The organism is Thalassoglobus neptunius, from assembly GCF_007859735.1.
GTDB classification, from domain to species: Bacteria; Planctomycetota; Planctomycetia; order Planctomycetales; family Planctomycetaceae; genus Thalassoglobus; species Thalassoglobus neptunius.
The window spans coordinates 434,824-461,539 of record NZ_SIHI01000001.1; the positions used below are offsets into that span (position 1 = coordinate 434,824).

Annotated in this window: 16 protein-coding genes and 1 other RNA gene; 9 read left to right on the top strand and 8 right to left on the bottom strand. The window is 53.2% G+C overall.

Annotated features, from left to right (window positions below; all coding sequences use genetic code 11):
* Nucleotides 1-39 precede the first annotated feature (39 nt).
* Both KOR42_RS01675 and KOR42_RS01680 read right to left on the bottom strand, forming a co-directional pair.
* Nucleotides 40-5,391 carry a WD40 repeat domain-containing protein gene (locus KOR42_RS01675; RefSeq protein ID WP_146506885.1) on the bottom strand — a complete coding sequence of 1,784 codons (5,352 nt, stop codon included), beginning with the start codon at nt 5,389-5,391 and terminating at the stop codon, nt 40-42.
* 63 nt (nt 5,392-5,454) lie between these two features.
* On the bottom strand, nt 5,455-7,644 hold the full coding sequence (locus KOR42_RS01680) for a serine/threonine protein kinase (protein ID WP_146506886.1): 2,190 nt from the start codon (nt 7,642-7,644) through the stop codon (nt 5,455-5,457).
* A 585-nt stretch (nt 7,645-8,229) separates the two neighbouring features.
* Here KOR42_RS01680 and KOR42_RS01685 point away from each other — a divergent pair.
* The gene (locus KOR42_RS01685) at nt 8,230-9,324 is read left to right on the top strand and encodes a transporter (RefSeq protein ID WP_197440775.1); all 1,095 of its coding nucleotides are present in this window, start codon (nt 8,230-8,232) and stop codon (nt 9,322-9,324) included.
* A 256-nt stretch (nt 9,325-9,580) separates the two neighbouring features.
* Here KOR42_RS01685 and KOR42_RS01690 read toward each other — a convergent pair whose 3' ends face one another.
* Nucleotides 9,581-10,237, bottom strand: coding sequence for a TMEM175 family protein (locus KOR42_RS01690; protein WP_146506888.1), 657 nt, complete (start codon nt 10,235-10,237; stop codon nt 9,581-9,583).
* A 172-nt stretch (nt 10,238-10,409) separates the two neighbouring features.
* The gene (gene secA, locus KOR42_RS01695) at nt 10,410-13,967 is read right to left on the bottom strand and encodes a preprotein translocase subunit SecA (RefSeq protein ID WP_146506889.1); all 3,558 of its coding nucleotides are present in this window, start codon (nt 13,965-13,967) and stop codon (nt 10,410-10,412) included.
* 465 nt (nt 13,968-14,432) lie between these two features.
* On the opposite strand from secA, the gene rnpB reads away from it, so the two are divergent.
* An RNA gene (gene rnpB, locus KOR42_RS01700) (RNase P RNA component class A) lies at nt 14,433-14,874 on the top strand.
* A gap of 113 nt (nt 14,875-14,987) precedes the next feature.
* On the opposite strand, the gene KOR42_RS01705 is transcribed toward rnpB, so the two are convergent.
* Nucleotides 14,988-15,437, bottom strand: coding sequence for a hypothetical protein (locus KOR42_RS01705; protein ID WP_146506890.1), 450 nt, complete (start codon nt 15,435-15,437; stop codon nt 14,988-14,990).
* 367 nt (nt 15,438-15,804) lie between these two features.
* Between KOR42_RS01705 and pyk the strand changes: the two genes are divergently transcribed.
* Both pyk and KOR42_RS01715 read left to right on the top strand, forming a co-directional pair.
* On the top strand, nt 15,805-17,256 hold the full coding sequence (gene pyk, locus KOR42_RS01710) for a pyruvate kinase (RefSeq protein ID WP_146506891.1): 1,452 nt from the start codon (nt 15,805-15,807) through the stop codon (nt 17,254-17,256).
* A gap of 353 nt (nt 17,257-17,609) precedes the next feature.
* Entirely contained in the window at nt 17,610-18,047 is a 438-nt protein-coding gene (locus KOR42_RS01715; RefSeq protein ID WP_146506892.1) for a hypothetical protein, read from the top strand.
* 171 nt (nt 18,048-18,218) lie between these two features.
* Here the strand turns inward: KOR42_RS01715 and KOR42_RS01720 are convergent, their stop codons facing one another.
* Complete coding sequence (locus tag KOR42_RS01720; protein WP_146506893.1) at nt 18,219-18,881, bottom strand: OmpH family outer membrane protein; 663 nt, start codon at nt 18,879-18,881, stop codon at nt 18,219-18,221.
* Between the two features lie 465 nt (nt 18,882-19,346).
* Here KOR42_RS01720 and KOR42_RS01725 point away from each other — a divergent pair, with 465 nt between their 5' ends.
* Both KOR42_RS01725 and KOR42_RS01730 read left to right on the top strand, forming a co-directional pair.
* Entirely contained in the window at nt 19,347-19,841 is a 495-nt protein-coding gene (locus KOR42_RS01725) for a hypothetical protein (protein WP_146506894.1), read from the top strand.
* A gap of 71 nt (nt 19,842-19,912) precedes the next feature.
* Nucleotides 19,913-21,112 carry a hypothetical protein gene (locus KOR42_RS01730; RefSeq protein ID WP_231740587.1) on the top strand — a complete coding sequence of 400 codons (1,200 nt, stop codon included), beginning with the start codon at nt 19,913-19,915 and terminating at the stop codon, nt 21,110-21,112.
* Here KOR42_RS01730 and folD read toward each other — a convergent pair.
* The gene (folD, locus tag KOR42_RS01735; RefSeq protein ID WP_146506896.1) at nt 21,012-21,890 is read right to left on the bottom strand and encodes a bifunctional methylenetetrahydrofolate dehydrogenase/methenyltetrahydrofolate cyclohydrolase FolD; all 879 of its coding nucleotides are present in this window, start codon (nt 21,888-21,890) and stop codon (nt 21,012-21,014) included. The two genes, KOR42_RS01730 and folD, sit on opposite strands and share 101 nt — an antisense overlap.
* 412 nt (nt 21,891-22,302) lie before the next feature.
* Here folD and KOR42_RS01740 point away from each other — a divergent pair, with 412 nt between their 5' ends.
* The 3 genes from KOR42_RS01740 (at nt 22,303) to KOR42_RS01750 (ending at nt 25,481) form a co-directional block, all read left to right on the top strand.
* Entirely contained in the window at nt 22,303-22,977 is a 675-nt protein-coding gene (locus tag KOR42_RS01740) for a hypothetical protein (RefSeq protein ID WP_146506897.1), read from the top strand.
* A 252-nt stretch (nt 22,978-23,229) separates the two neighbouring features.
* The gene (mnmG, locus tag KOR42_RS01745) at nt 23,230-25,083 is read left to right on the top strand and encodes a tRNA uridine-5-carboxymethylaminomethyl(34) synthesis enzyme MnmG (protein WP_146506898.1); all 1,854 of its coding nucleotides are present in this window, start codon (nt 23,230-23,232) and stop codon (nt 25,081-25,083) included.
* Nucleotides 25,084-25,121: 38 nt separating this feature from the next.
* Nucleotides 25,122-25,481 (top strand): cupin domain-containing protein, encoded by a 360-nt coding sequence (locus KOR42_RS01750; protein ID WP_146506899.1) that lies wholly within the window; start codon nt 25,122-25,124, stop codon nt 25,479-25,481.
* Between the two features lie 156 nt (nt 25,482-25,637).
* Here KOR42_RS01750 and holA read toward each other — a convergent pair whose 3' ends face one another.
* Nucleotides 25,638-26,654 (bottom strand): DNA polymerase III subunit delta, encoded by a 1,017-nt coding sequence (gene holA, locus KOR42_RS01755; protein WP_146506900.1) that lies wholly within the window; start codon nt 26,652-26,654, stop codon nt 25,638-25,640.
* Between the last annotated feature and the right edge of the window lie 62 nt (nt 26,655-26,716).

Consider the following 26,716-nt stretch of genomic DNA (forward strand, 5'->3'; position numbering starts at 1 on the left):
TCCTTGCACGCGGTCAGTTCAAGTGAATGAAAAATCGGATCAGTCGATTTGAGCTTTCTCACCCGCTCCGAATTCCATTCGTGAGAGGCCAGATGGTGTGTACCACGAAGTGGTGATCATGGAAAGTCCCGCAGAGAGATCTTCCAGATAGCGCGTTCTCCGGGTCAGTTGAGAAAGTGTTCGCAGCAACTGACTCGTCTCGACTTGCCTCGTGCTGTCGCGAGTCACTCGATAGACACCCAGATGTGGGTCCGTTTCGTCGCGTTCTTCGTTTTGAGTGATATTGGATTCGACATCAAGGAAGAGGAGGTGCGCCCCTTTGAGTTGGCCCATCCAGTCGACGAACAGTTCGCTGGAGATCAAGCTGTCGAGTTCGCTGCGAATCTGTTCCGGGTCTCCCTTTCCAATCAGATCGCTGCGGCCACCAGTCGCGAGAACGAATCTGTTTTCGTCGAGGAATCGGTACTCCTGACCTGCGTAGAAAATGAGAACGACGTCATTTGTGACGGACTGGTCGGTTCCAATTCGTCCTCGTCCCTGATCGATTTCTGCGCCGATCAGCGAGAACAGTCCGTTCAGGGTTGAGACTTGAAGTGCCCGTCCTGTGAGTGGGTATTCACGCACGACAGAAAATGACGGGGAGGAACACTCTCCATCCAGACAGGTGATGGACAGTGAATCACGCATCCGCGAGATCAGTCGTTCGCTGTCTTCCAGAGTCGGAGTCTCCTCTTCCGTTGTCAGCATCACAACGTGCAGCGACTGCTCGGTAATCGGATTGGTACAGGCAATCGTCAGTTCGCGCGTCGAGTTCTGATCCGCCGGGCCACCCAGAAGTTCGAGACGCAGCACATTGGAGTTTCGGTTCAGAGTGATAGGAGCGGTAAACGTCCAGATCGAGTCATCGTCGTCCGACTTCTCGAGTGGGGCGATTTCCTGAAGGAAGTCATTCAACCAGACTCGAACAAGCATTGGGCTCTCCATGGGAGAATCGAGTTCCACATGGCCATGGATTTGAGTGGTCGGCTTCTCCAGGGAAACCGATTCCTTGACCGGAGCAGAGACTGCCAGGTCACCGACGGAATCGATCCGGATCAATGATGGACGGGGAATGCGTGTCACAACGAGTCGAACCGGTTCCGATTGCTGACCGTCCTGATCAATCGCAGCGAGTCGTATTTCATTCACGCTGTCGAGGAGCGGAATCGTCGCCTGATATTCGTTCTTCTCGGCATCATATTTCACAGTGCCGTCGATTTGATAAACGTCGTTGACGGCAACAACATCGTTGACTTCGGTTTCTGTTTGGACTCTGAATCGGACGACAATCTGACTTTCCGTTGTCTGCGTTTCCGTTTCCGGAGAAAGAACACGCACGATCGGTGGCGGAATACGTTCGGGCGGAGTGACCAAGATTTCTTTCCATGGAACTCTGGATCGGCCATCTTGATTTAGCAGACTGAGTTCGATTGAGTTGGACGAATCTGGAATGAGTGACATTCCGCGGACTTCCGCAGTCCATGTGTTCTGATCGAGTTTCTGTAACGAAACTTCCGTTCCTCGGGCCAGAACTCCATTCACGAAGACCTGGACTCCGCTCTCCTGAACTGGGAGTTCCTCTGGAGTTTCGAACGTCACTTTCAATGATCGCAGAAACGGTTCGGTCTCATTCCCGGTGAGAGAGACTTCTGAAATTTTCGGTGGACGGCGATAGTCGATGACAACCGGGATCGATTCCTGACTTCCTCCCCACTCGTTTTCAATGACAAGCGACAACCGTTGTGATCCGGGGGAGATGGGGATCGTCAAATGGGTACGATCTCCATCAATGGCGACGCCAGTCGGCTGAACGGTCTCTCCGTTGATGGTCACCCGATACGTTTCCTCGTGCTTTTGATCGTCAGTTGAAGCTTCGGGACGAAAGGTGACCGCGACTGCTTGAGAATGTTCCTCGGAGTACAGAACAAGGCGTCCGGCAAGGGAGTCCGGTTGTTCTTCCGTGAGATCAAATTGTCCGTTGAGCGGAACACCTTGAACGGTTTCAATGACCGGAACACTCGGGATGGGAGTGTAGTCCACCACCAGAATTGAGCGTCCCGTCAAACCGGTTGTGGTTGTTCCTTCAATGACAATCTCATTCTTTCCGGGAGCAAGTTGAACTGTTTGTTCGAACTTGGCGGAATGCGAGACACCTGCTTGAAACTCCCCAGCTTTCGTTTCAGATCCTCCAGTTCGAAGAAGGACAGAGTTGAGTTCCGTGTCCGCATTCACTTCCCCGGTCAATGTGATTTCGGATGTTTCCACCGCAACCGATCCCACTCTTGGTCCAAGGTCGACGACGTTCCGATCTGTCAACAACTTCTCAAGAGTAATGGAAGGAGGGACAGTCGAGACAGGTTTCTTGTACTCAATAATGGTCGCCACGGTTGCTCGGTCCGAAGACTCCTGGCTGTCTTGGGGGTCTTCGTTGGTGGCCACGATTTCGATTCGATTCAATCCTTCGTCGAGAGTGATCGGGATCGTGTGGAGACCCTGATCGAACAGCTTGTCGATGATGGTTTGTTGCGCGCCGAGCCCATCAATTTGAGTGATTGTGACTTGCGATTGATCCTCATGATTCGTTTGAAGATTAAACTGAAGGTCGACTTCCGGTTGTTCTGTCGTCTCTGGAGTCGGAGCGAGAACAAGAACCGGGGCCGGAACCTGATAGCGGATTGGGATCGAGTCTCTGAAGACTCGCGGTGAATATTCGCGTGAAATTACGTTTGCGTTCAGATTTGCAATTCCACTCTTCCAGCCTTCCGTTGGAAACTGGATCGTCCATTCGCGTACGCCGGATTGCACAGCGGTCCCGGTCAATTTTGTTCCGTTTGAGAATTCAAGCAGTGCATTCACGGAACCGATCGCTTCGATTGGAAACGGGCTGCGAACTCTGAGGATCGCTGTGACGCTCTTGTCACGAATCAACCAGATTCCTCTTTCATCAGGGGGAATCATGTTTCCATCAGGCGATCGGAGTTCGAGAGAAAGTTGCGCTGGGGGAGGTGGTTGTCGCGGAGGAATTTGCTCATTCTCAAAGAGGGCGCGAATCAATCCCGGACGATGAAAACGCTCGCGGTATTCGGAGATCTCTGCGAACCGAGCTACGCTGTCCGGATCGCTGGTGTTGAAGTGCCAGCCGAGGAAGGTCTCTGCTTCTCGTCGATTACTTTCAAAGACTCCCACTGGATGCCAGCCGATCCAATCAAGCTTGTTTGGGTTCGTCTGACTGGGAACAAACATTAGCGAGAAGAGCGGTTTCTTTTCTTTGATCGCATCGCCGACTTCGACCGGACTTTGCTGGCGATTTGTGACGAGTTCAAAGCTCATCCCCGGAGGAAACAGATGCACGAGTTCATAGAATTCCTCTACGTTTTCGAGGCTCACTCGTTCTCCGGAGACCTCGACAGCATCCACTCTTTCTCCGACTTCGAAGTTGGCGAATGGCTTCTGAAACACGATTTCGCCGTCTTGTGAATGAACCGAGAGAATTTCGTTTCCGTTTCGAATCAGTCCATGATCGCTGGGCGAGACCTCACCGAGTTGGAAGACCTGAACCGTTCCCGCATCCGTTCCGACGGCAATCAGTCGCTGATCACCGAGAACATCGATCGAGACGATCCGACCTTCAACCCCTCGCATGCGACGGCGTAGTTCTCCGGTTTCAAGATCGTACAGATCGAATCTCGGTTCTGCTCCTTCCAGCCACGCGATGAGCGCCACTTGATCAGTGGTCGCTGTCGTTAAGATTCGCACGGGGCGATCATTGAATCGGCAGAGTGTGAGTTCCTTCGTCTGGCCGCCCATCTTCAGCGTGAACCTGTCGCTTGTCGGTGATTCAGGGATCAGTTCGGTACGCGACTGGGCAGATGCTGAATACCGCTGCCAGTTATTCTGGTCGTTTGTGATCGTTCCGCTTGTCAGTTCGTACACAAAGGGACCACGGCTTGTGTCTGTCATGCGCAACCCAACGTCATCGCCACGACGAACGAATTGAGCGGACTGAAACCGTACCTGCGATGCTTCGAGAAGTTGGAAAGGCTGCGAGAGTTCGCCTTGCGAACTCATATTCAAGACTTGAATTCTTTGACCGTTTGGATCGACGACAGCCACATCACCTGCGGCCGAAGCAGCCAGAACGGGATTCTTCGGATGGCCTTTCCAGACATTCACTTTTTGAAGCGATGGAGATCGTTCAGTCTTGGCGACAATACTGTATTGAGGATTGGCGACCCCGAATTGCCCGGAGAGTGCGACAGTCGCTTGTAATGATCCGGAAATGTGATCGATGCCATAGGCCAATGTGCGATTGGCGAGATTGACTTGCGGTCGAAACTGAATGGACGCCACCGCATTCCCTGCCGTCGGAACTGTGATTGATCCAATGCTGCACTGCCCGGTGCGACGATTGACGGCTGAGATTTCCAGCTTGCCGGACAATGATCTCCCTCCCGCGAGGGCAATCCAGTCTTGATTGTTACTCAGTCGAGCCCAGCGATTTGTTGCGGGTGTCCAGACAAACAGGCCCGCTTCGTTGTCGAAGGGAAAACAGATCCCGATTTGCAGCGGTTGCGAAACGTCACTCTCTTGCGAAACAAACAGCTGTGGGACCGCGTTTTGCGATGGCGGTTGAATTCCCATCTCCTGCCGAATGGTCGGGATTTGCAGTGATTCGAAAATGGACTGCTGGCTGGCAACATCCCAGACTCGAATCTCCGGTCCGAATTCTTCGTTGAAGTTGGTTCCAAGCTCAACGTCCGCGAGAGAAACGAGAGTCGGAGCGGAATTCCCTCGAGTCGATGAATTTCCCGAGGGAACAAATTCGAGGGCGGTGACCGTTCCGGCGTGACCTTCCAGTCGAACGACCTCACGTGTTTGAGTGTTGAAAACGTAGATCACTCCTTCGGCGAGACGCTGTGAGGATGTCAGAGCGCTCCCTGGCCAGATGAACCCTTCGTCTTTCACCCCGGATGTGTCCAGCCGTGCTCCGCGCCCGCCCATGGCAATCCACAATCCGTCTTCGGAAATCGCAACGGCACTTAATGCTCCATCGAGTCCGCCGTGAATGGGAACGCGATAGCTCTCTGAAGGGGAGTACTCAAACTTCTGGTTGACCTTCGTCCAGACGTGAACCTGTTTGTCCCAACTGGCAGCGTAAAGTCTCTCGCCATCCGGAGAGAATGCGATGTCAGAGACTTGATCAAGCGGCCCGTTGAGAGTGGTCCGCAGGATCGGTTTATCGTCTCCGACTGCCTGATGTCCGACTGGTGTCACGGACGCAAAACAGAAAAGACTGAGCCAGAAACAAGCTGGAACAAGACGACCCGAGAAAGATTGAAGAGGCGATGACATAGCGGCTCCAGCGGCTGGATGATGAACATCGGAATTGGCAAGCCCGTACTGATCGCATTGCCACTAATTGGGCTCGAACACAACACGGAAACTCAGATTCCGGTTGGCTTCGCGAGCAGGATAGGACGTATAAATTCGTGAAGAGCCAATCGCAGTTCCTTCGTAGCTTCGATAGGTCAACGGCCCGACTTCAGGATCGGCACCGGCTGCCTTCAAAGGTTGGCTCGAACGATCTTTGGCCGGGTCGAATTCTTTTCCGAGAATGCTCAGAGAAGACGTCCACTCGAACCCGAGGGGAGCGATCGTTTGCATTTGAAATGGATTTGCTTTGACAACAAGATCGTCGGCCTGAACTGACGTGAAGTACCCCATGGACGCCCACCATTCGTCCCAGCTGGCCATTCGAAATCGTCCGCGATCTTCTAGCGGGTATTTCGTATTCAGCCAGTTTACAAACGCGAGACAATCGAGATAGCTGATGGAGTGCTGCGGATCGCTTCCTGTTTGTGGCGGGAGATCACCGTCGCTGGGGGATGAGTCCGCATCGGACGTCTCAGCGAGAAATTCCGCGTAGAGATCGCCGGAAATGCACGTTGTCGCCATGTAATACGGATATCGTGGTCCCTTGCGATGCAGGTCCTCCGGATTGATCAGCTTCAAGGAAATCGAACCGTCCGGAGTGGAGATCATCGTCGGGTAGACATTTTTGCTCGCTCCGCCCGTGCTCGAATAAACACGCTTCAACCCGCCGGAACTCACAAGAGGTGAAGAATCCCACAGGCTTTGTGGAGGTGTGATCGTGACCGGGATTTGGACTCGATGGTCCTCTTCGTCGATCAATGCGACGAGTGAAATGGAATCGGTTGTCTGTTCGGTTCCGTATGACTCAAGGCTTGTCCGAACAAGCATCCGCAGATCGCCCGGCGAGTTGCCCTCGACAGGTTTTAGTTCCATTCCCTCCGGAAGTGATTCAATCGCGAGCGTCATTTCTGAACTCGCTGGACGAGAGAACAGTTTACTTCGAGCAATGAGATGGATTTCCGACTCGCCGCCAGCTTCCACTTCGATGGATTGGGGGACAGCATGGACTTCAATTTGTTGTGACAGCCACCACATTCCCGCAGCCACGACTCCGATGACCGCAGCGAGATTCATGAGCCACAGCCCCCAACGGCGAGGTACCGGAGGCGGATCGTAGTCAACCGGAAGGCCGGTGATTGAGTTGTCGAGGTTGAGAGCACTTCGAAACTTATGCCGGACTTCGCGAATTGTTGTCGGGCGTTTTGCCGGGTCTTTCTCAAGGCAGGAGTGAACAAGTTGATCAAGTGCCGCTGGAACTTTTCGCTTGTCTCCGACAGCTTCAGTCAGGCGAGGCGGATCGATCTGAACGATCGCATTCAGCAGATCGAACAGCTGAGGATAATCACGATTCGAAAACGGAACGTGTCCAGTCAATAATTGATAAATCAGGACTCCAAAGGTGAACACATCGGAGGTCTGATCGGGTTCAGCGCCTCGAATTTGTTCGGGCGACATGTATTCCGGCGTTCCACCGCCGTTCATGGTCACGTTTTTGACCGAGTCCGACGCATCAATTTTTGAAGCGATTCCAAAATCGAGGATTTTGAATCGCGACACCGGTTCCCCCTGATCATCACGGTCACCGCAATCGACGAGCATTATGTTTTTGGGTTTCAGGTCGCGGTGGACCAGATTGAGCGTGTGGGCTGTTTCAAGTGCTCTTCCAACCTGATCGACACACTTGGCGACCATGTTGTCGGGCAGGTAATAGCGGTGTTCGATCAGTAGCTCATCGAGAGTTTTCCCGTCGAGGAATTCCATCACGATGTAAGGGATTCCGCGGTCGAATCCGTAGTCGTAGACATCGACGATGAAGTCGCTTTTCAGCTGACCCATCATCTTCGCTTCACGGACGAAGTATTTCTGCGTGGCTGGATCGAGAGCCAGTTTGATCGCAACAGCTTTGCCGGGGAACTGTTTGTCGGTCCCCTTGAAGACAGCTCCGAAGCCGCCCTCGGCGATATGTTCTGCGAGGATGTAACGCTCTTTAATCACTCGACCGCGAAGCAACGTCACATCGGACAGAGCAGCGAAATCGACTTCTGCCGATTGCGAGTTGTCCAAGTCGTCGGTGAGATCGGGACGATGCGTCGAGTCACCTTTCGCGGGTGGTTCGGCGGTCCGATATTCGTTCGGATCGAAGTCGTCCGGATTGAATGTTTGATTCACCATCGTGTGATCTTTATCGCGTGACCCACTTTTCGCACCGATGCGAAGAGTCGACTCGTCTTTCCTGGAGCATCGTTCTGTTGGCCTTCACGGACAAATCCGAGTAACTAAAGCGAAACGAATTCTCGAATGGTTCAAGCAAATGCACAAAATCGAGCAACTTGCTTTCGTTTGATGTTTCACTCGGAACGTCATCCGCGGAGCCATTGGCGCATAACTCCTTTACAGTATAGCGCGAATTGGTGTCAGAATGTATCCGGTCTTCTTTCCAGTTTCTGAATCGGATCATATGTTCACCGGTTTTCATGTGGATCGCTCGTCAAAACAGAGGGTTGGGTCTGTTTGGACTGCGCGTCGTAACGGTTCCATAAGAGAGGAGGAATAGGAAAAGGCTGATCGTTCTACGAGATGAACAGATGGGAGCCGTGCAAAACCGAATTTCCAGAACGATCCGGTCCAAAGAGATCGTCCGATTTGCCGCATCATTCCGATTCGATGAATGGAACACTCTGACCGGAGTGGGTCGCATCGACGAATCAGATTAGGGCAATGGATACCGCCCACCCTTCAGCCAGGAGCTCAACCGTCATGGAATTTGCACACGCCAAGAACATATTCAAAGTGATGGCAGTCACTCTCTGCCTGCCATCACTGGTGCTTGCAGGAGGAGATCAATGCATCGATTGTGCTCCGATGAACCCGTATGCATCACCGAACCCTTACTCACCGTCTGATCCGGTCGCAAGTTCGAGTCAGTCGCTGGACTTTTCGTCTCCGTTCTCCGGAGGACTCGGTGCCAGCAGCGATGTTGCTGTGCTGCCAGGTTACATCGAGTCTCCGATCCCGATGAATCACTTCCGATTCCGATTCGATGGGCTCTTCGACAACGAGACGCCAGACCGTGCTGAGTTCTTCTACGCTCAGTACCGAGGACTCAACGCCGACGCACCTGGGCCACTCAGCTTCGGTGACATCGATGCTCAAGATTACTCACTCTATCTTGAATTGGCTCCGAGCGACGTCTTCTCTGTCTTCTTCGAATTGCCATACCGATCCGTTCAGCCACAAGGCGGAGTTGGCAACATTCAAGGGGGACCAATTGGCGACATCGACAACAGCGACTCATCCGGAATTGGCGACATCAACTTTGGTTTCAAATATGCTCTGATTCGCAACTGTGAATCAGTCTTCACCTTCCAGATGCGTGTCTATACCCCAACGGGAGACGCTGGCGAAGGACTCGGAACAGACCATGTGACACTTGAGCCAGGTCTGCTCTATCAGCGATCACTGACTGATCGTCTGACTCTCTTCGCCGAAATCAAAGACTGGATTCCAATTGATGGGTCAAGCTTCCAGGGACGAGACTTCTCAGGAAACGTCCTTCGATACGGTATCGGTACCGGTTACACCTGCTACGACTGCAATGGAATTACAGTCACTCCACTTGTGGAATTCGTGGGATGGACCGTGTTCGATGGACTCGTCACAGAAGCGCGAGGAAACGACATTGCTGTGAACAATGCTGATACCACCATCGTCAACGCCAAAGCTGGTGTTCGACTCAACATCGAACGCGGCAACGGATCAGCTCACTCGATCTATGCCGGATTCGGTCAGGCACTGACGAATGAAGCATGGTACGACAGCATCGTCCGCGTTGACTGGGGAATCATCTTCTAGAGATTCTTCAATTCGGATTTCCAGCGGTTCGAATCGCTGAGGCGAAATTCGAAGATTGCTCGTCGATCAGAGTGCTGCGACCAAACTCGAGCCCGGAGAAATTCTCCGGGCTCGTTTTTTTGTTCCAGGAGAAACGTCGATCCTGCTGCGAGGGGATGATGGACTCATCTGCTGATTCGCAGCGATCCAAACTCCCAATCGGACCAAGAAACGCGTTGAATCGTTCAAGGCAGCGCATCGCTGAGAGCAACTGGTCCTAAGCTGAGGACTCTGATTCGCTGACCGGGTGAACTCCGGGATCGGCGACGTAATAGGAAAAGTGGTAGATCGGAATCGCGAGAAATACGAGTCGACTCAGGCTGATGCTGATGAATGAGCATCCGATGGCAAGGAGACTGAACAACGGAGGCACGATCAGCCGCTTCGTCATTCGATTGACCGTTTCCTGAGGAATCTTGGGTTGGATGAGCTGTCGATCCTTGGATGCGTACAGCCAGATCCAAAGCAACGAGAGGCTGCACAGCAGGTTGGCAAACCCATAAAACGCCATCGCCAGTTCGTCGTTCCGATATGCTGCCTGCAGCCCGGTGGGAAACGGAAGGAACGACAGAAACAGCAGGAACACACCATTCAACGCGATAAACATCCGAGTTGTGTGCGTTAGGAAGTGGAAGATCATGAACTGTTCAAGCCAGTAAGTTCCGATCAGAACGAAGCTCACAACAAACCCGATCATCGGATCGATGGAGTTGTAGAGATAATCGACCAGCTTGCTTTCCGGGATCTTGTGCGGTGACGGAACCTGAATCCCCAAAACCAAAATGGTAATGGCGATCGCAATCACTCCGTCACTTAAAGCTCCGAGACGGTCGAGCTTAAAGTTCGCTGAGTTCTTGGGCGGCTGTGTGGACATCGAAGGCCTGGCTTCATGCGGATTGGCAATGTCAAAGTGAGCGCTTCAAGTGTGAGAGAAACGTGTTGTCACGAACAGAGTCAAAGGGAACTGGACCTGTCTGCCGAAATTGGCGCACCGACAAGTCCACTCCGCCCCTGAGTCTCATCTGTTCCTAAGTTGATGACACGATTTAGTTCGCTCCACAGCACTTCTTGTACTTCTTCCCGCTTCCGCAGGGGCACGGATCGTTTCGACCGACTTTCTCATCGAAGTTGCGGATGGTCTCAACTGTTTTAGGTTGTTGTCCCGGTTCCGTTTGAGCGCCTTCTTCAGCTGGGGCCTGCGAATACTCCGTAGCGGCTGACTGAGCCTGGGCATGATGCGCAGATGCATTCGCCCACAGAGAATCGAGGAACTGCGCGGAACTCTCTGACTCCAGGCGGAAGATCGCAGAGGTGACTTGTTCGGCGATTCGTTCCCACATCTGCTCAAACGCTTTCATTCCTTCGCGTTTGTATTCAACCTTCGGGTCTTTCTGAGCATATCCTACGAGACCGATTCCGCTGCGGAGATGGTCCATGTAATAGAGGTGCTCTTTCCAGGCATGGTCAAGCATTTCGAGAATCAAAACTCGTTCTGCCTGTCCCAGTTCCGGTCGGAACCGCTGGTCGACTTTTTGCAGACACAGGTTGCGCCCTTTGACCGGTTCAAGCTCAACGACTTCATTTTCGGCGATACGGATTTCCATCCGTTCGCGAAGATAGTCGAGCAACCGGGTCAGGTCGCGTTCCTCTTCTTCTTCACCTTCGGGTCGCAACGTGAAGACGTCATCAAGCAGGGCATACAATTCTTCGCGTTCTTTCGCGGTCGGAAAGAATTCTCGACTGCGATCGATCAGGATTTCTGCGACCTGTTGACGTTCTTTCTCTTTGAGATCTTCTTCAGTGAGGTTCGTTTCGAATCGGCTGTTGGCCCACTGAATGAGTCCTTCGCGGTCGCTGTTCTGACCAGCGATATATCGGTTCATTCCGACGAGCACAGGGAACCGAATCTCTTTTTCCCGATACCTGTCGAGAACACGATCCTGCACCAGATCGACGACTGTTTGAGGATCTTCGTGTTTCGTGAACTCGTCGGCAGGCATTTCGACACCAAAGTGATGCCGCAGCCATCCAGACAACTGTTTCGCACCGAAGTCGTCAGCCAGGATAGTTTCAAACGGGCTGAAGTCCCAGCGTTCGATGGCGTCGGTTGCTCGTTGATTCAGGTAGCGGAAGACCTGATCCCGATTGAGTTCGTCGTCGGGCATTCCGTCTTTGGCGAGCTTGCGAAGTTCGCGGTCGTTCGTGTTCAGACCGAAATGACGATTGGCCCACGTAGCGAGGGTTCGCCAGTTCCAGTCTCGATGGTCTCCATCCTCTGGCAGATTTTCCGCGAGTTGATCCTCAATCAGAATTTCAGCCTGTCGGGCTCCTTCGTTCTTCATGAAGTCGACCATCTGGTCGTAGTCCATGCCGCTCAGATCGTCCGGATCGATCGCGAGTCCGATGTTTTGAGTCGCGAAGGAGGCGGCGGTTTCCCAACGATATTCTCGTGAGAGGAACTGCAACGCCCATTTTTCGATCTGCTTGTTGAGCATCTCGACGATCAGGCCACGACAGTTCACACCATCGAGAATGTCCTGCCGATATCCGTAAACTTCTTTCCGCTGGTGGTCCATGACTTCGTCATATTCCAGCAGGCTTTTTCGCGCTTCGAAGTGTCTTTCTTCAACGCGTTTTTGTGCCTTCTGAATTTGATTCGAGACCATTGGGTGCTCGATGGCTTCGCCTTCTTCCATTCCGAGCCATGTCAGCATCCCTTTGACTTTGTCTCCTGCGAAGATTCGCATCAGATCGTCTTCAAGAGACAGGAAGAAGCGGCTGGAACCGGGATCACCCTGACGTCCTGCTCGACCGCGAAGCTGTAGGTCAATTCGTCGTGAATCGTGCCGTTCGGTGCCGATCACGTGCAGTCCGCCAACTTCGGCCACCTTTCGGCCGTCGGCTTTCATGCCTTCTTCTTCGGCGATTTTATCGGAGAGGGCATCCCATTCTTCTTTCGGGATGTCCAAGCGTGAAGCGTATTTGTTCTTGAGCGTTTCCCAGGCCATGTGTTCCGGGTTACCGCCGAGGATAATGTCTGTTCCACGACCAGCCATGTTGGTCGCGATTGTCACACCCCCGAGACGACCCGCCTGAGCCACAATTTCCGCTTCGCGTTCGTGATTCTTTGCATTCAGGACATCATGTTTGACACCACGTTTGCCGAGCATCGAACTCAGACGTTCACTCTTTTCGATGGAAACTGTACCGACGAGAATCGGCCGACCGGATTTGTGGATTTCGACCACTTCATCGACGACAGCGTTCCATTTTTCGCGTTCGGTGCGATACACCTGATCGTTGTAGTTGATCCGTTGCATTGGCCGGTTTGTGGGAACGGCAACCACATCCAGCCCATAGATCTTGTAGAACTCGTTCGCTTCCGTCATCGCTGTTCCGGTCATTCCGCACAGCTTTGAGTAGAGCTTGAAGTAATTCTGAAGGGTGATCGTGGCAAGTGTCTGACTGACTTCCTTGATCCGAACGCCTTCTTTCGCTTCCACAGCCTGGTGGAGGCCATCACTCCACTGTCGCCCGGGCATTTTTCGTCCCGTGTGTTCGTCGACAATGACAACCTCGCCGTTTTCGACGACATAGTTCACATCACGCTTGTAGAGATGATGTGCCTTGAGGGAGTTGTCAATCAGGTGAGGCCATTCCATGTTGCCGGCGGAGTAGAAGCTTTCGACGCCAGCGAGTTCTTCCGCTTTGCGAACTCCCTCATCGGTGAGATGGCAGGTGTGTTCTTTTTCTTTGACTTCGAAGTGCACATCTCGAGTCAACTGACGCGAGATGCGATCTGCCTTCGGGTATTTCGTAATGTCGTCGTAGGCAGGACCTGAGATAATGAGCGGAGTCCGGGCTTCGTCGATGAGAATGTTGTCGATTTCATCGACGATGGCATAATCGAGGGGACCTTGAACCTGAAGTTCCCGCGTCGGTTTCATGTTGTCGCGGAGGTAATCAAAGCCGAACTCGTTGTTTGTTCCGTAGCAGATGTCTGCTGCGTATTGTTGTTGACGTTCGTTGGGACGCATTTGCGACTGAATCGCACCGAGATTCAATCCGAGGGCCATATGCAGCGGCCCCATCCACTCCATATCACGCTTGGCCAGATAGTCGTTGACCGTGACGATGTGAACATGGCCAGAAAGTGCATTCAGGAACGCGGGAAGTGACGAGACGAGAGTCTTTCCTTCCCCCGTTGTCATTTCGGCGATTTTTCCCTGATGGAGAATGTAACCCCCGACCATTTGCACGTCGTAGTGACGCATCTGCATGTTCCGGCGTCCGGACTCGCGAACGGAGGCGAACGCTTCCGGCAGGATGTCGTCGAGGGTTTGTCCATCGGCGAGTTTGGCACGCAGTCGCGACGCGGTCTCTTTGAGTTCGCTGTCCGACTTGGCTGTCATTTCCGGTTCGAGAGAATTGATGCGATCCAGAACGGTTCCGGGAATGACGTTCGAAGATCCGTCCTTCTCCCGCGCAAACCCGATTCGGCGGATTTCACGCTCGTTCGAAGAACCAAAGAATCTGCGAATAATGCTCTCAACGAAGGCGGTGACTGTGTTAAAGAAATCGCCCAGACGATCAAAGAAGTCCATGTCTTCTTTCCGTGGTGTACATCTCAAGCAGAATGATCAGGTGTTCGAAGAACGAGCATCTGCATTCTGGATTATTGTTTGCAATGAGGAGCAAGAGTCCTGAGGTGAATACTCCAGATGCGAAAAGCGAGAACCATTTGTTGTCGCTCCTTCGAACTGGCAGTCGCCGCAATTGTGGCCACGAAGTTCATCGAAACCCTTGTTGGGGAATTGATGATTCGAAGCAAATGCAGATTTCTTACGCCGAATTTAGGCTTCTGTGGCCACCTCGCCACAACTTGCCGACAGATCACAGTTTATTTGGGCTGTCTAATGCGGTCAATACGCCCCTAATCCGGGAATTTGGGGAAATCAAGCCGAGTTCGTCGAGATTCAGGCGAATGCTTTCCATTTCCTCGACGGTTCTTTGCAAATAGGCAGCTTGCGCTGTGTGCAGAATGGACAGGAATCGAGATAATTACCCATGGAGTGGGCTGAGTGATCGCTGTCATCCAGACATTTGATCTGGAGATGGAGGAAAGTCCGGACTCCGCAGGACATGGTGGTGGGTAACGCCCACCGTCCGCGAGGATAGGGAAAGTGCAACAGAGAGCAGACCGCCGATGGCTGTCGAACCATTTCTTTTTGCCGGGGGAAACATGCCTCTTGCAGGAAGAAATTCACGGCAGCACAGGTAAGGGTGAAAGGGTGCGGTAAGAGCGCACCGCGGGGTCGGTGACGATTCCGGCATGGTAAACCCCACCAGGAGCAAGACCAAGCAGGGCGAAGTTGAGCGAGGAAACTCGCTGAGCCCGAGGTTGTCCGCCTCGGTTGACGTCCGGGTCGGTTGCGCCGAGGTGATGAGCAATCATCATCCCAGAGAAATGATCACTCACGACAGAATCCGGCTTACAGGCCCACTCCACTTTTCTTCTTTTCGCTCGGCCACTGCCAGCAGCCTTCCCGCGATTTCGCAGTTTGACATCCTCGAACACTCGGAATTCGAGTGATAACCGGTTCGGTCAACCTGTCGAGGTGTTTTCAACTATTGGGCTCGGTCATCTGAGTTTCTGGCATTTCTGGCTTTCGGCCACGCGTTCTCGAAGCGACGATCGCACCGAAGATCGCTGCGGGGAGGTACAGAATGACGTCGGCGATCGCGAACCAGATGGGATGAGAAATCATCATCAGGTTGGTGATGCCCCCAAGTAATGTGAGGGTTCCGATACAGATCGGACCGGCAAGCCAATTCTGCGCGACAATGAGTTCGCAGATGTAGCCTCCTACGAAAGCTCCGCCAGCATGCGCCAGAAGAACGATTAAGAACGCCGTCGGAGGAAGAGTTTCGACATACGCAGCGAATGCGTCTGCGTCGTTCAAATCAACTCCCGGCGGGAGAGGGAATAGAAACGAGGAGAGGATGACGAGCGCCATGTTCCAGGCAAAGCCGACGATGAGTCCACCGAGAATCCCGACAAGTTTTCGTCCCACGTCTTTTCTCCTCTGATTTGCGAAAACGGACTCTCGAACAGGCGGAGTGTAACCCATCGAGGATGGTTAATCCCAGCTAAAGACAGACTCTTTTCGCTTCAGGTCGTCCGGGCTGCACAATACAGTACGAGGCAGCATTCAGCACGCGCCGCTCGCATCGCAATGCTCTGAGCACTTTTCGAATTGGTTTCCATGAACTCATCCGAGCAATCACGGCATCTTCCAGGGCAGACTTTTCAGTCGTGCTCACGGAAGGCGACTCGCTGCTCACGCGGGATTTCCCAGACAGTCTGGGAACAGATGAAGTTTACGGAATTCCATTCGCTCTCCAGCTTTCTGATTCAATTCTAGAAATGGCAGAAGCATCATGACGCAGTATTTGGAACCGGTGCTGACGAAGACAAAGATCGTGGCGACCGTTGGACCTGCCAGCCAAGACCGCGATCGGCTTCACAAGTTGATCCTCTCAGGGGTCGACATTTTCCGCCTGAATTTCGCGCACGGCCACTACGACGTAATGGCGGAAGTCGTGAAATCGATTCGCGAACTGTCGGATGAGCTTGGACGTTCCATCGGGATTCTCGGGGATCTCGCTGGCCCGAAACTTCGATTGGGGGAGTTGCCGGAAGAAGGGCTCGCTCTTCAGGCAGGTGAACAGTGTTATTTCGCTCGTGAGATTCCTTCCAGCGATCCCAGCATCCTGACGACGACCTACCCGGGAATGATTGACGACTTACAGGTCGGAAATCAGATCCTCATGGCTGACGGAATCGTGTCTGTCCGAGTGGTCGAAAAAGAACCTGATCGGATTGTCTGCGAAGTGGAACAACCGGGACGGATCTTCAGTCGGCAAGGTGTGAATCTCCCCGGAAGTCAGCTTCAATTGTCGAGTCTTACTCCGAAAGACCTCGATGATCTGCAGTGGGGGCTTGAACATCGACTCGACTTTATCAGCCTGAGTTTTGTTCGGAGAGCGGCCGACGTCTCTGGCTTGCGTGAACGGATCGAAAGTTTCAGTCCCGATTTCCGTCCCTTGATTGTGGCCAAGATCGAGAAACCGGAAGCGGTCGACGATCTGGAGAACATTCTCAGCGAAACCGATGTCGTCATGGTCGCCCGTGGGGACCTCGGAGTTGAAGTCGATATCGTGCGAGTCCCGGGGCTTCAGAAGCGGATTATCAAAGAGTGCAACCGCCGCCGTGTTCCCGTGATTACTGCCACGCAAATGCTGGAAAGCATGCAGCAGAACGAATTGCCTACTCGTGCTGAGGCGACCGATGTGGCGAACGCAGTGCTTGATGGAACAGACGCCGTCATGCTTTCCGCCGAGACCGCAGTGGGGCGGCATCCCTCACGCGTGGTGAGCATGATGAGTCGCATCACTCGTGAAGTCGAGCCGCTTGTCCCGTCGAACAAAGATCTTCCCATGGGACGGTCTTCCCGAAATCCCGCGACGGAGTTGACCAAAGCGGTCACTCTGGGAGCAATTCATGCTGCGGAAGAAATTCGAGCGAGCCTCATCTTCGTCCTCACCCGCACCGGGAAGACAGCTTTCGCAATTTCCGAGATTCGCAGCCCCGTGCCGATTGTCGCGCTGACCGACGACCCGCAAACGGCCCGCTGGTTGTCAGTGGCATGGGGAGTTCATTCCGTGGTCACCGATATTGGACATGAGACCCCGACGCAAATGCGGGACTTCGCGATTGGCTGGGGAATTGCCGAAGGAATTCTCCACTCAGGAGACCGAATTGCCATCGTCGGAACTACAGACTGGTCTGATGCCGGGAAGAACCTCATGATGGTTCACGCGGTTCCGTGACCGACTGGCACGACGGTTCTCCGCTTCTCGAAGTTGTCACCCGAGTTGAATTTTTGAAACACTTTCGGTGGATCAACGTTCAGAATTCTGAAGGTGGGGCATCATCGCGTCTTGGAGGAAACCGCAATACGAACATCGAGAAAGCCATAAGTCTCGATTTCAATAGACGTTACGGGATTCGGGAGAGATTGCGTTCAGGGAGAGTGTGATTGTTGCGAAAATGGCACATGATGTGCCGCCCTGCAAGATTGAAGTGCTCGACTTACGTGATGAGTGACCACTTCGACCAAGTCATCATCCCATTCGGTTGCTGGATTGCGACCCGCGTTCTATTGCCCCTTGGAAGTGTGTTCATGTCGTCCAGACCCCCGATTGTTACGGAGATTGTGGAGAGATCGGTCAAAGCCATCAAGCTTATTGATGAGGACGTGCCGATCGGGTGCCATTACTTCTTCGGCGAACCGGAACATGAAATCACGCTGTTCATTTCTCCCACTGAAATCGTGGGGGGACCTCGGGATGGCGAGCGGATTGAGTCACGATTTTACGTCGACATCCTCGGATTGCTCGATGTGCTGGACGAAGTTGAGTCGTACTCCTGGCAGGCTCAACCAATGGATGTGGACGACCAACTCTCTGCTCATATTTCTCTCACCGGCACGTATTGTGGAGAGTCGATCTGGCTCCGTATTCTCGCCCGGACTCCGGAAGACTTTCAGCCCGGATGCGTCGCGAATTCAGACGGTGAACAGAGTGTCAATATCTGGGAAGCGGAGTCGAACCCCGAGTGAATTCTCGCTGAGAATTCGAGCTGTTAAAGAGATGATCGCCTGAGAAAACAAAAAGACTCCGGTGTGCCATCGCTGGCGTTCACCGAAGTCTTCTTGGTTTTCAAGTTGCTTCAATCAGCTCTCATTGAGAGATGTCTCTGATTGATCGCTCAAGTGATCTCTGAGTTCAGATTACTCAGTCGCACTTTCAGTGTTTTCCGTAGCAGCTGTCGCGGTTGCAGATTCGGTGTTCGTTTCTGTCTGTGGAGTTGCGGCAGCTTGCTTTTGTGAAGCAGGTTTGAGTGGTTTCGCAGAAGCTGGGAACTCAGCACTCATCAGTTTGACAACGTCGTCGGTGATATCAACGGAGTTGTCGTATGAGAAAACAACGGTGTCGTTACGAGTCACGACGGTGTCGAAGCCTTTTTCTTTGGCGATCTTGGCTGCGACGGGTTGAGTCTGCTGGCGAAACTCGCTGATGAGTTGTTGTCGCGATTGCCCGATTCGGACTCGTGCTTGCTGCTGCAACTCGTTGAGTGTCAGCTGTGCTTTGTTGCGAAGGCGAACGAATTGCTGTGCTTCTTCGTTGGTCACTTCCTGTCCGAGGCTTGCACGAACTTTTTCGAGTTGCTGAGTTGCGTTTGACTGGATTTTAGCAAGAGCTTCTTGCAGTTCGCCGGTCTGTGCCTGCAGGGAATCGGTCATTTCTTTGTCACGTCCGAGCCGCTTGGCGACTTCGTCGAGGTCAACGACAGCAACACCACCTGTTCGGCTGTTCGTGAAATAGGACCAGGTCAGTCCAACGGAGAAAGCTGTGACGATGGCGACAGCCGTGGTGATTGCAGAGCGATTCATGAGGGACTCCTTCCACAAGGTCGAGGTTATTCTCTGTTCCGACCCTTCCGTGATCGGCAGATCTGTTTTGTCTGCTGACTGAAGAGAAGTGAACAATCACTACCTCGATTTCGGGCCAGCGGCGCGGAGACTATGTCATAAGTCAAATTTGAGTAAAGACCACTTTCGGTCGTTTTTGCCAGTTCACTCGTCTTAAAGAAAACGTGAGTGCACAGGTGGTTTCGCACGTAAAACAGCACGAAATGCGCAAACAAAATTCCACATTCCGGGTCTCTGTAAAAAATCGCTCGCGCAGGAAATTCCATCATTCCGTTGGAGCGCAGGCCCGAATGATTCCCTCATCGACCGCTCTCTCGAATCGCTCAAACTCATATTGAGCCCAACGGCGAAAATCATTTAAGGTTGCCGTTTCCATTCTTAAAAGGCACTTTCCTCGATCGCACTACCCCATCAATTCCCGCCCCGATGGACTATCGATTTAAACCAATCAGTAAGACCTGTGCTGGAACCGGAGAACCGCTGGTTCCGGGGGAAATCTGCTATTCCGCGCTGATCGAGAAAGACGGCAGCTACGATCGCGAAGACTACAGCGAAGCCGGTTGGAATGGACTTCCCGAAGGCGGAATCGGGTTCTGGAAGTGTATTGTTCCGCAACCTGAGCAGAAGTCGGTTTCTGCGATCGATCCGGAATCGCTCCTCCAATACTTCGAACAGATCGTCGATCAAACGAATCCTCAGCAGCAGAAGCTAACATATGTATTAGCACTGTCGCTGTTACAACGCCGCCGGTTAAAACTCGACGGGTCCACGGTCCGTGATGATGTCGAATACTTACAACTCTCCGGAGTGCGTGGAGAAGGTCCCTATGAAGTTCGGGACCAGCAAATCCCGGAATCGGAGCTTCAACAACTCCAGTCGGCTCTAAATGAGCAACTCTCTTCACAATGGGATGCCGCATGATGAGGGAATGCCACCAGACGAGTCGCAAATCCGGCGGCCACTGCTTCATAGTCGTTCGAAGAGCGATTGTGATGTGTTGCGTCGCTGTTGTCGCTGTGGGGTGCCATTCTTCTCCGCTCGCGAGATTTTTTCCGCAAGAGTGTGTGCTCGAACAAACGATTTCCAAGGATCAACTTGTCGCACACTTGAATCGAAACATTCAAGGTTCGGAAACGTCTCCCGGGGTGTCTGGATGGAAGTCCAGCAACGCTTCGGTCCGCGTCTCCGGAATTCCGCTTCCACTGCCTGCATCGATTGCGGTGAGTGCTCCTCGAAACCTTCGAGTGATTGTCTCCAATCCAGCAGGGGGACAGGAAGTTGATTTCGGTTCCAACTCCGATCGATTTTGGGTTTGGACAAAGCAACAGCCCGGAGTTGTCACCTGTCGTCATGAGGACACCGCACTCGCTCTGCGGCACCTTCAGCTTCCGATTAATGTCGAACCGGAATGGTTGATGGAAGTGTTGGGAGTGATCCCGATTGACGGAGACAAATTCGAACTGGACCAACCGAGCGAACGGGAATTGCTGCTCGATCTGGTCTCGGTCTCGACATCGCCAACCGGCCAGCACGTCGAAAGAGTTGTCCGAGTTAACACTTGCACCGGAAACATCGAGTCACACATTCTTCGTAAACTCGACGGCACCGTTCTCGCCAAGGCACTTCTCGACGATTATCGGGAGATGTCGAATGGCTCGAAGCTGCCGAATCAGGTTCGAATCTCAATCCCCGAAGCGAAGATGCAGCTTCGTCTCTCGCTGGGTGATCCGGAAATTAACCCGGCAAGCTTTGCGTCGACGAATTCGTTGTGGCAAATGCCAAGATTCCAGGGTGGCAAAGTTGTCGACATCGGGCAAATGAGTCGAAACGCAATGGGGATTCACACAGACCCCGCGATGACTCGCGAACAGCCCGCACATGTTCAACCTGCACATGCTCAATCCGCCCAGGCCATGGGAAGAGCTGGATTTGAAGAACCCGGAAACATTCCTCCTGACTCGAAACGCCAGTTGAACGCACCGACTCCCAACATGGGGCAGTTTCCTTCAGGAAGCCAGGGCGTCTCTCAAGCTGGTGCCATCTCGTCTCCCGAGGCAAACACCACGGTTCCCGCCTGGGCTCAAGAACACTCTACTCAGAAAGTGCCTGCGTCTGGAGGATGGCAGCCGTCAGCGTATTCTGAAGGAGCATGGCAATCGTCATCGGCCCGACACCGCCAGGGACCGGAGTAATCGATCCAGCGACGGGCAACGCTTCGTCGAAGTTGACATCTCCCACGAGTCGATCTCCAACGCGATTGATCCCGACATCGATGACGCAAGCTCCCGGCTTGATCATCTCACCGGTGATAAAATTCGGCCGACCGATGGCAGCGATCAGAATATCTGCCTGACGCGTCATCTCTGTCAGATCACGGGTTCGGCTGTGCGCGATGGTGACCGTTGCGTTGGCGAGGTCTCCCTTCTGAACGAGCATCATTCCCATCGGTTTGCCGACAATTTCGCTGCGGCCCACCACGACCGCATGTGCTCCCGATGTTGGTGTTCCTGACTCACCAATCAACACCTGACAGCCAGCGGGAGTGCACGGAAGAAAGCGAGGTCGCCCCTGAACCATCAGGCCGACGTTTTCCGGGTGAAAGCAGTCCACATCCTTAAGTGGTGCCACCGCGTCCAGAACAGTGGTTTCATCGATCTGAGAAGGAAGCGGCAACTGAATCAGGATTCCGTGGACATCGCTTTGTTCATTGAGTGAATGGACAAGCTCAAGGAGTTCCGCTTGCGATGTCTCCGTGGACAGACGATGCAGCGTGCTTCGAATTCCGGATTTCTCGCATGCTCGTTGTTTGTTTCGAACATAAACCGCACTGGCGGGGTCATCTCCGACGAGAACGGCTGCCAGATGGGGCTGCACATGATTCGACTGCTGAAACTCCGCCACTTTTTGGGCCAGTTCCTCTCGCAATCGGCTTGCGACTCCTTTTCCGTCAATGATCTGAGCAGACGACATTTTCTCTCGGCAATTTGGGGTACGTGTTCAACAAACACAGAGTAGCTGTCCGAGAAACCGGTGACAACAATCTCGTTCCCGGCGAAACTCTGTCAATTCGCACCCGGAAGGCGACAGCGTATCAGCGATTTGTTACGATTTTCCCTACCGTGATTGCGATGGAAGACTCGTCAGGTCGACTGACATTCCTCATCATTTATCAGTTCCCGGTGCGATTTTCCGACTTTTGTGTGAGAGAGTGTGTCCGAAGAATCGCTGAGATTCTTCGATCCGTGAACCGGAAGTGAGTGCACTCCAAAAAGAATGAGTGATTTCGAATAACAGATTTTCCAATCGCGTTTCGGCCCACTTATTCCATGACGAGCAGTTATCGAGAACGTCTCAAGAGACTCCGATTTTCGAGGTGATATAGATGCGTTTGCTCTGTTTCTTAACCCTGTTGACTTTGGCACCTGTCTGGACAGAAACGGCGACAGCTCAAAACGTCGGGCCAATGCCGACTGTGCTCCAAGGGGAAATTACGGAGATCAAGGAAGAACGAAAGTCCAAAGTTCTTGTCGTGACGGATCAAAACGGTGAGACACACGAGATTCGAGTCACCCCGAAAATGCAGTTCGAAATTCGAGCTTCCGGAGATCATGGCTTCATTCGGGAAGGAGCTTACGTCGGCGCAGACGCCATTCTTTCCAACGGATCGCTTTACATCACGAAAGTGAGTGTCCTGCTGCCTCGCAAGGGGCTGCGTCCTCCCCGGGGAATGGTTGTCAAAGCCCCGGCGGAAGCTGGTCAAAGCCAGAATGCGTTTAAGGTCCTCGGGCAAATCAAAGCGACGCAACCGAATCCCGAGTATCCAGAATTTACGATGATCGCTCTGAGGGTTCCGGGAAATTATCCCGCGATCAATCTTGAGAGCGGATATGAAGTGACTGTTGTTCAAACTGATCCTGAGTTTGCGGAAGTTGGAATGAAAGGGGAGTTGACCGGGAAAATGAATCGCGGAAAATTGCTCGTGAACAGCCTGACCTTGCAAAGACAGGAACCGTTCGAATCCGCCGAAATCTATGGATCGGACGAGGCTGATGAGTAGGGGGTCCTGATTCGGGAGATTCGCTTCCGGACTTCCGTCCTCTTCTATGAAGAGTTTGATTGAGCAGGCAAGACAGTTCTTTCTGTTGAGTGAATCGCATACCTTCTGCGATTCGAATGATTCGTTTTCGGGATCTCTGATCTATTTCAATTCACGCCGGGGGCGCGCTCCAGCGAAACGTTCGACTCGTTGACGGAAGTCGAGTAAGACGGTGCACAGGAGAGGGCGAATCGCTCTCAATTTTCAATGACCATGATTCCATCGCAGTACAATTTTGATGTTATTGTCATCGGGGCAGGGCATGCCGGAACCGAAGCTGCGCTCGCAAGTGCCCGACTCGGGGCGAAGACTGCGCTCCTGACAATGAACTGCGACACCGTTGGTCAAATGAGTTGCAACCCCGCGATCGGGGGTGTCGCCAAGGGGCAGATCGTTCGTGAGATCGACGCACTCGGCGGCGAAATGGGTAAGGTGATCGATGCGACGGGCATCCAGTTTCGCATGCTGAATCGCGGAAAAGGGGCGGCGATGTGGTCGCCTCGCGCCCAGGCCGACAAAAAGGCCTATCAGTTTCTCATGAAGCTCCGCGTTGAAGAACAGCCCAACCTCTCGCTTCGACAGGAGATGGTCGAAGGACTGGACGTCGACACAGCCAACGGGCCGCGCATTGCAGGTGTTCGCGTGCGGGGAGGGGCGGTCTACAACGCTCCTGCGGTGATCATCACGACCGGAACGTTTCTGCAAGCGATCATGCATACCGGAGAGGCGAAAACTCAAGGCGGTCGAGCCGGAGAAGGGACGACGAAAACACTGTCCGACAGCCTTGTCGGTCTTGGGTTTGAACTCGAACGTTTCAAAACCGGAACACCGGCGCGGCTCAATGGCCGGACAATCGACTTTTCGAAACTCGAAATTCAGGACGGCGATGCCGAGCCGCAACCGTTTTCGTATCTCACAGAGCGAATTGAGCAGGCACAAATTCCCTGCTGGCTGACAGCCACGAATCCCAAAGTCCACGATGCGATTCGTGCAAACCTCGACCGCGCCCCAATGTACAGCGGGCAGATCAATTCGACAGGGCCTCGATATTGTCCGTCAATCGAAGACAAAATCGTCCGATTCGCGGACAAGTCTTCGCATCAAATCTTTCTGGAGCCGGAAGGTCGGCAGACGCTCGAATATTACTGCAACGGAATCTCGACCAGTCTTCCGCGAGATGTGCAGGACCTCATGATCCGATCGATCGAAGGACTCGAAAACGCGGAAATCATGCGGTACGGATACGCAGTCGAGTATGACTTTGCTCCGCCGACGCAACTTGCTCCCACACTCGAAACAAAACGGGTTGCCGGGTTGTACTTTGCCGGTCAAATCAACGGGACCACCGGTTATGAGGAAGCAGCTGGACAAGGTCTGATCGCCGGAGTGAATGCGGCGCTGAAGTTGGAAGAAAAGCCGCCGTTCATTCTCGACCGGGCACAGGCGTATCTCGGCGTCTTGATCGACGATCTTGTAACGAAAGGCGTTGACGAACCGTATCGTATGTTCACTTCGCGAGCGGAGTATCGGCTGCTGCTTCGTCAGGACAATGCCGATCGCCGGTTGACTCCCATCGGCGAGAAAATCGGGCTCGTCACGAAAGAGCGATCGGACCAGTTGGAGCAGTACGAACGCGAAATCACCGAGGCCGAGAAAGTTCTTCGATCCGTTCGGCATCAGGGAAACACGCTGGAAGAATGGTTGCGCCGACCAGAAATCGAATGGCAGCAACTCTGCGAAATGTCTTCCGAACTCGCAGAGCTTCCGACGAGTGCTCGCGCTCGAGAACAAGTTCAAATCGAAACCAAATACAGCGGATACATCAAGCGGCAGCAGGAAGAGATTACACGGCAAAACAAGTCGCAACATCTGACGATTCCAACGACGTTCGACTTCGCCGCGATTCCTCAACTTCGCAAGGAAGCACGCGAGAAGTTCGCTCGAATTCAACCGCGTGATGTCGCCCAGGCAGGCCGAATCAGCGGTATTACACCTGCTGACCTTGCTGTGTTGACGCTCTATCTCAGCGACCCCGGCCGAATGCCCTCGAAGTCCACAAACGCATAACTCTTCGTGCGCTAGTCCGAATATCAGGAGAATCGAAAGTGAAATCGATCGAAAGTTCCTATCAGATCGTGGACTTTTCAACGCTTCCCGGAACTCCATGCCCCTGCGGAACCGCACGCCGGGCCTTCGCGGATGTTGAAGACTATCCCGCGACTGTGCACGTGACCGAAATCGCCGACGATGCGCGAGTTCACTACCACAAACATCACACCGAAACGTACTACATTCTGGAGTGCGGGCCGGATGCGAAGATGCAGCTCAACGACGAACAAATTCCGATCCGTCCCGGAATGTGTATCCTCATTCCGCCGGGGACGAGACATCGCGCAATCGGTCAGATGAAAATCATCAACATCGTGATGCCAAAATTCGATCCCGCAGACGAATTCTTCGACTAACCCCATTGGCATGGGGCGGTGCACTCGCTTGTTCGCGGCTCGTTCGATGAACGTTGCGCTTGCTCGTGCGGATCGCTCAAAGACCTGTGAAGCATTGGCTTGAGGCCATCGGCATGGGAGCGGTGCACTCGCTTATTCTCAGCTCACCGAATCGCATCACTCGGGGTCATCAATGCAGCCGGTGAGCCACAGGATGAGTGATTCCATTTGGAGTGGGGCAGCGAGAAGACTGCCGCCCTTCAATCCATAGTCGGTTTCTGTGAGTTTCTGAAGAATCCGCTCAGCGCGCGGACGGCGAATTCGTCGCAGGTAGCGTTCGGCTGATTCGATATCTCGAAAGAAAACACCCGCTTCCTTCAGGGCACTCGAAAGCGTTGCTCCTTGTCGCGATCGTTCCGTCGCTTCGGCGAACTTTCGGAAGACAAAGTTGATTCCGCCAAGGATTTTCTGCGGGGCTTCACCTGCATAAAGAAGCTTCGCCAGACAATTGAGAGCTGTGTCGATCTGATCGTCTCGGATTGCGTTGATCATGGTCCAGGTCGTTTCAGCTTTCCAGCCTCCGACGAGTTTCCGAACGTCCTCGACGCCAATTTGTTTTCGATCGCCCACGTAAGAGCTGAGCTTTTGCAGTTCCTGATCGAGCAATCCCAGCCCGGTTCCGGCCAGTTCGCCCATCAACTGGGCTGCGTCTCGCGAGAGCTGCTTCTCGTATTCGCTCTTCGCTCGACCGACAAGCCACGAATTGAGGCGTCCACCGGTCAGTTCCGCACACTCGACAACAAGCCCGGTCTTGGCGGTTTTTTTCGCGAGTTTGGTATTTCCGGGCCATTTCGTCACATCGAGGATGAGTTTCGATTTGCCGGGTGGTTTATCGGAGAACTTCTCAAGAGCAGGGCGATTCGCCGAGACGAAATCATCAGCGTCCTCAACGAGCACGACCTTTGAGGTCGAAAACATCGAGACTGTTTGCAGTTCGTCTCGAATTGTTCGAAAATCCGTTTCTTTCCCTGAAAATCGTGTCAATCCGAGAGAGTCCTCCGGCGCACTACCGAGAACATCTTTGCAGATGATCCCCAATGACTCGGATTTCAGGTGCAACTCACCTCCGAACAGAACGATCAGCGAAGCCGATTTGATATCGTCAATGTTCTGTGCGAGTTCGGTAGCGTGCATGATCCAGATTGACCTGCTTCGAAGAATGAAAGTACGATCCGCTTCGTTGTATTGAATACGCA

Excerpts from the sequence above, each read along its gene's own strand:
- KOR42_RS01720 (WP_146506893.1), bottom strand. The coding sequence starts at position 18,881 with ATGAATCGCTCTGCAATCACCACGGCTGTCGCCATCGTCACAGCTTTC.
- KOR42_RS01685 (WP_197440775.1), top strand. The coding sequence starts at position 8,230 with ATGGAATTTGCACACGCCAAGAACATATTCAAAGTGATGGCAGTCACT.
- folD (WP_146506896.1), bottom strand. The coding sequence starts at position 21,890 with ATGTCGTCTGCTCAGATCATTGACGGAAAAGGAGTCGCAAGCCGATTG.
- secA (WP_146506889.1), bottom strand. The coding sequence starts at position 13,967 with ATGGACTTCTTTGATCGTCTGGGCGATTTCTTTAACACAGTCACCGCC.
- KOR42_RS01680 (WP_146506886.1), bottom strand. The coding sequence starts at position 7,644 with ATGGTGAATCAAACATTCAATCCGGACGACTTCGATCCGAACGAATAT.
- KOR42_RS01730 (WP_231740587.1), top strand. The coding sequence starts at position 19,913 with ATGTGTTGCGTCGCTGTTGTCGCTGTGGGGTGCCATTCTTCTCCGCTC.
- KOR42_RS01715 (WP_146506892.1), top strand. The coding sequence starts at position 17,610 with ATGTCGTCCAGACCCCCGATTGTTACGGAGATTGTGGAGAGATCGGTC.
- pyk (WP_146506891.1), top strand. The coding sequence starts at position 15,805 with ATGACGCAGTATTTGGAACCGGTGCTGACGAAGACAAAGATCGTGGCG.
- holA (WP_146506900.1), bottom strand. The coding sequence starts at position 26,654 with ATGCACGCTACCGAACTCGCACAGAACATTGACGATATCAAATCGGCT.
- KOR42_RS01740 (WP_146506897.1), top strand. The coding sequence starts at position 22,303 with ATGCGTTTGCTCTGTTTCTTAACCCTGTTGACTTTGGCACCTGTCTGG.
- KOR42_RS01675 (WP_146506885.1), bottom strand. The coding sequence starts at position 5,391 with ATGTCATCGCCTCTTCAATCTTTCTCGGGTCGTCTTGTTCCAGCTTGT.
- KOR42_RS01690 (WP_146506888.1), bottom strand. The coding sequence starts at position 10,237 with ATGTCCACACAGCCGCCCAAGAACTCAGCGAACTTTAAGCTCGACCGT.
- mnmG (WP_146506898.1), top strand. The coding sequence starts at position 23,230 with ATGATTCCATCGCAGTACAATTTTGATGTTATTGTCATCGGGGCAGGG.
- KOR42_RS01725 (WP_146506894.1), top strand. The coding sequence starts at position 19,347 with ATGGACTATCGATTTAAACCAATCAGTAAGACCTGTGCTGGAACCGGA.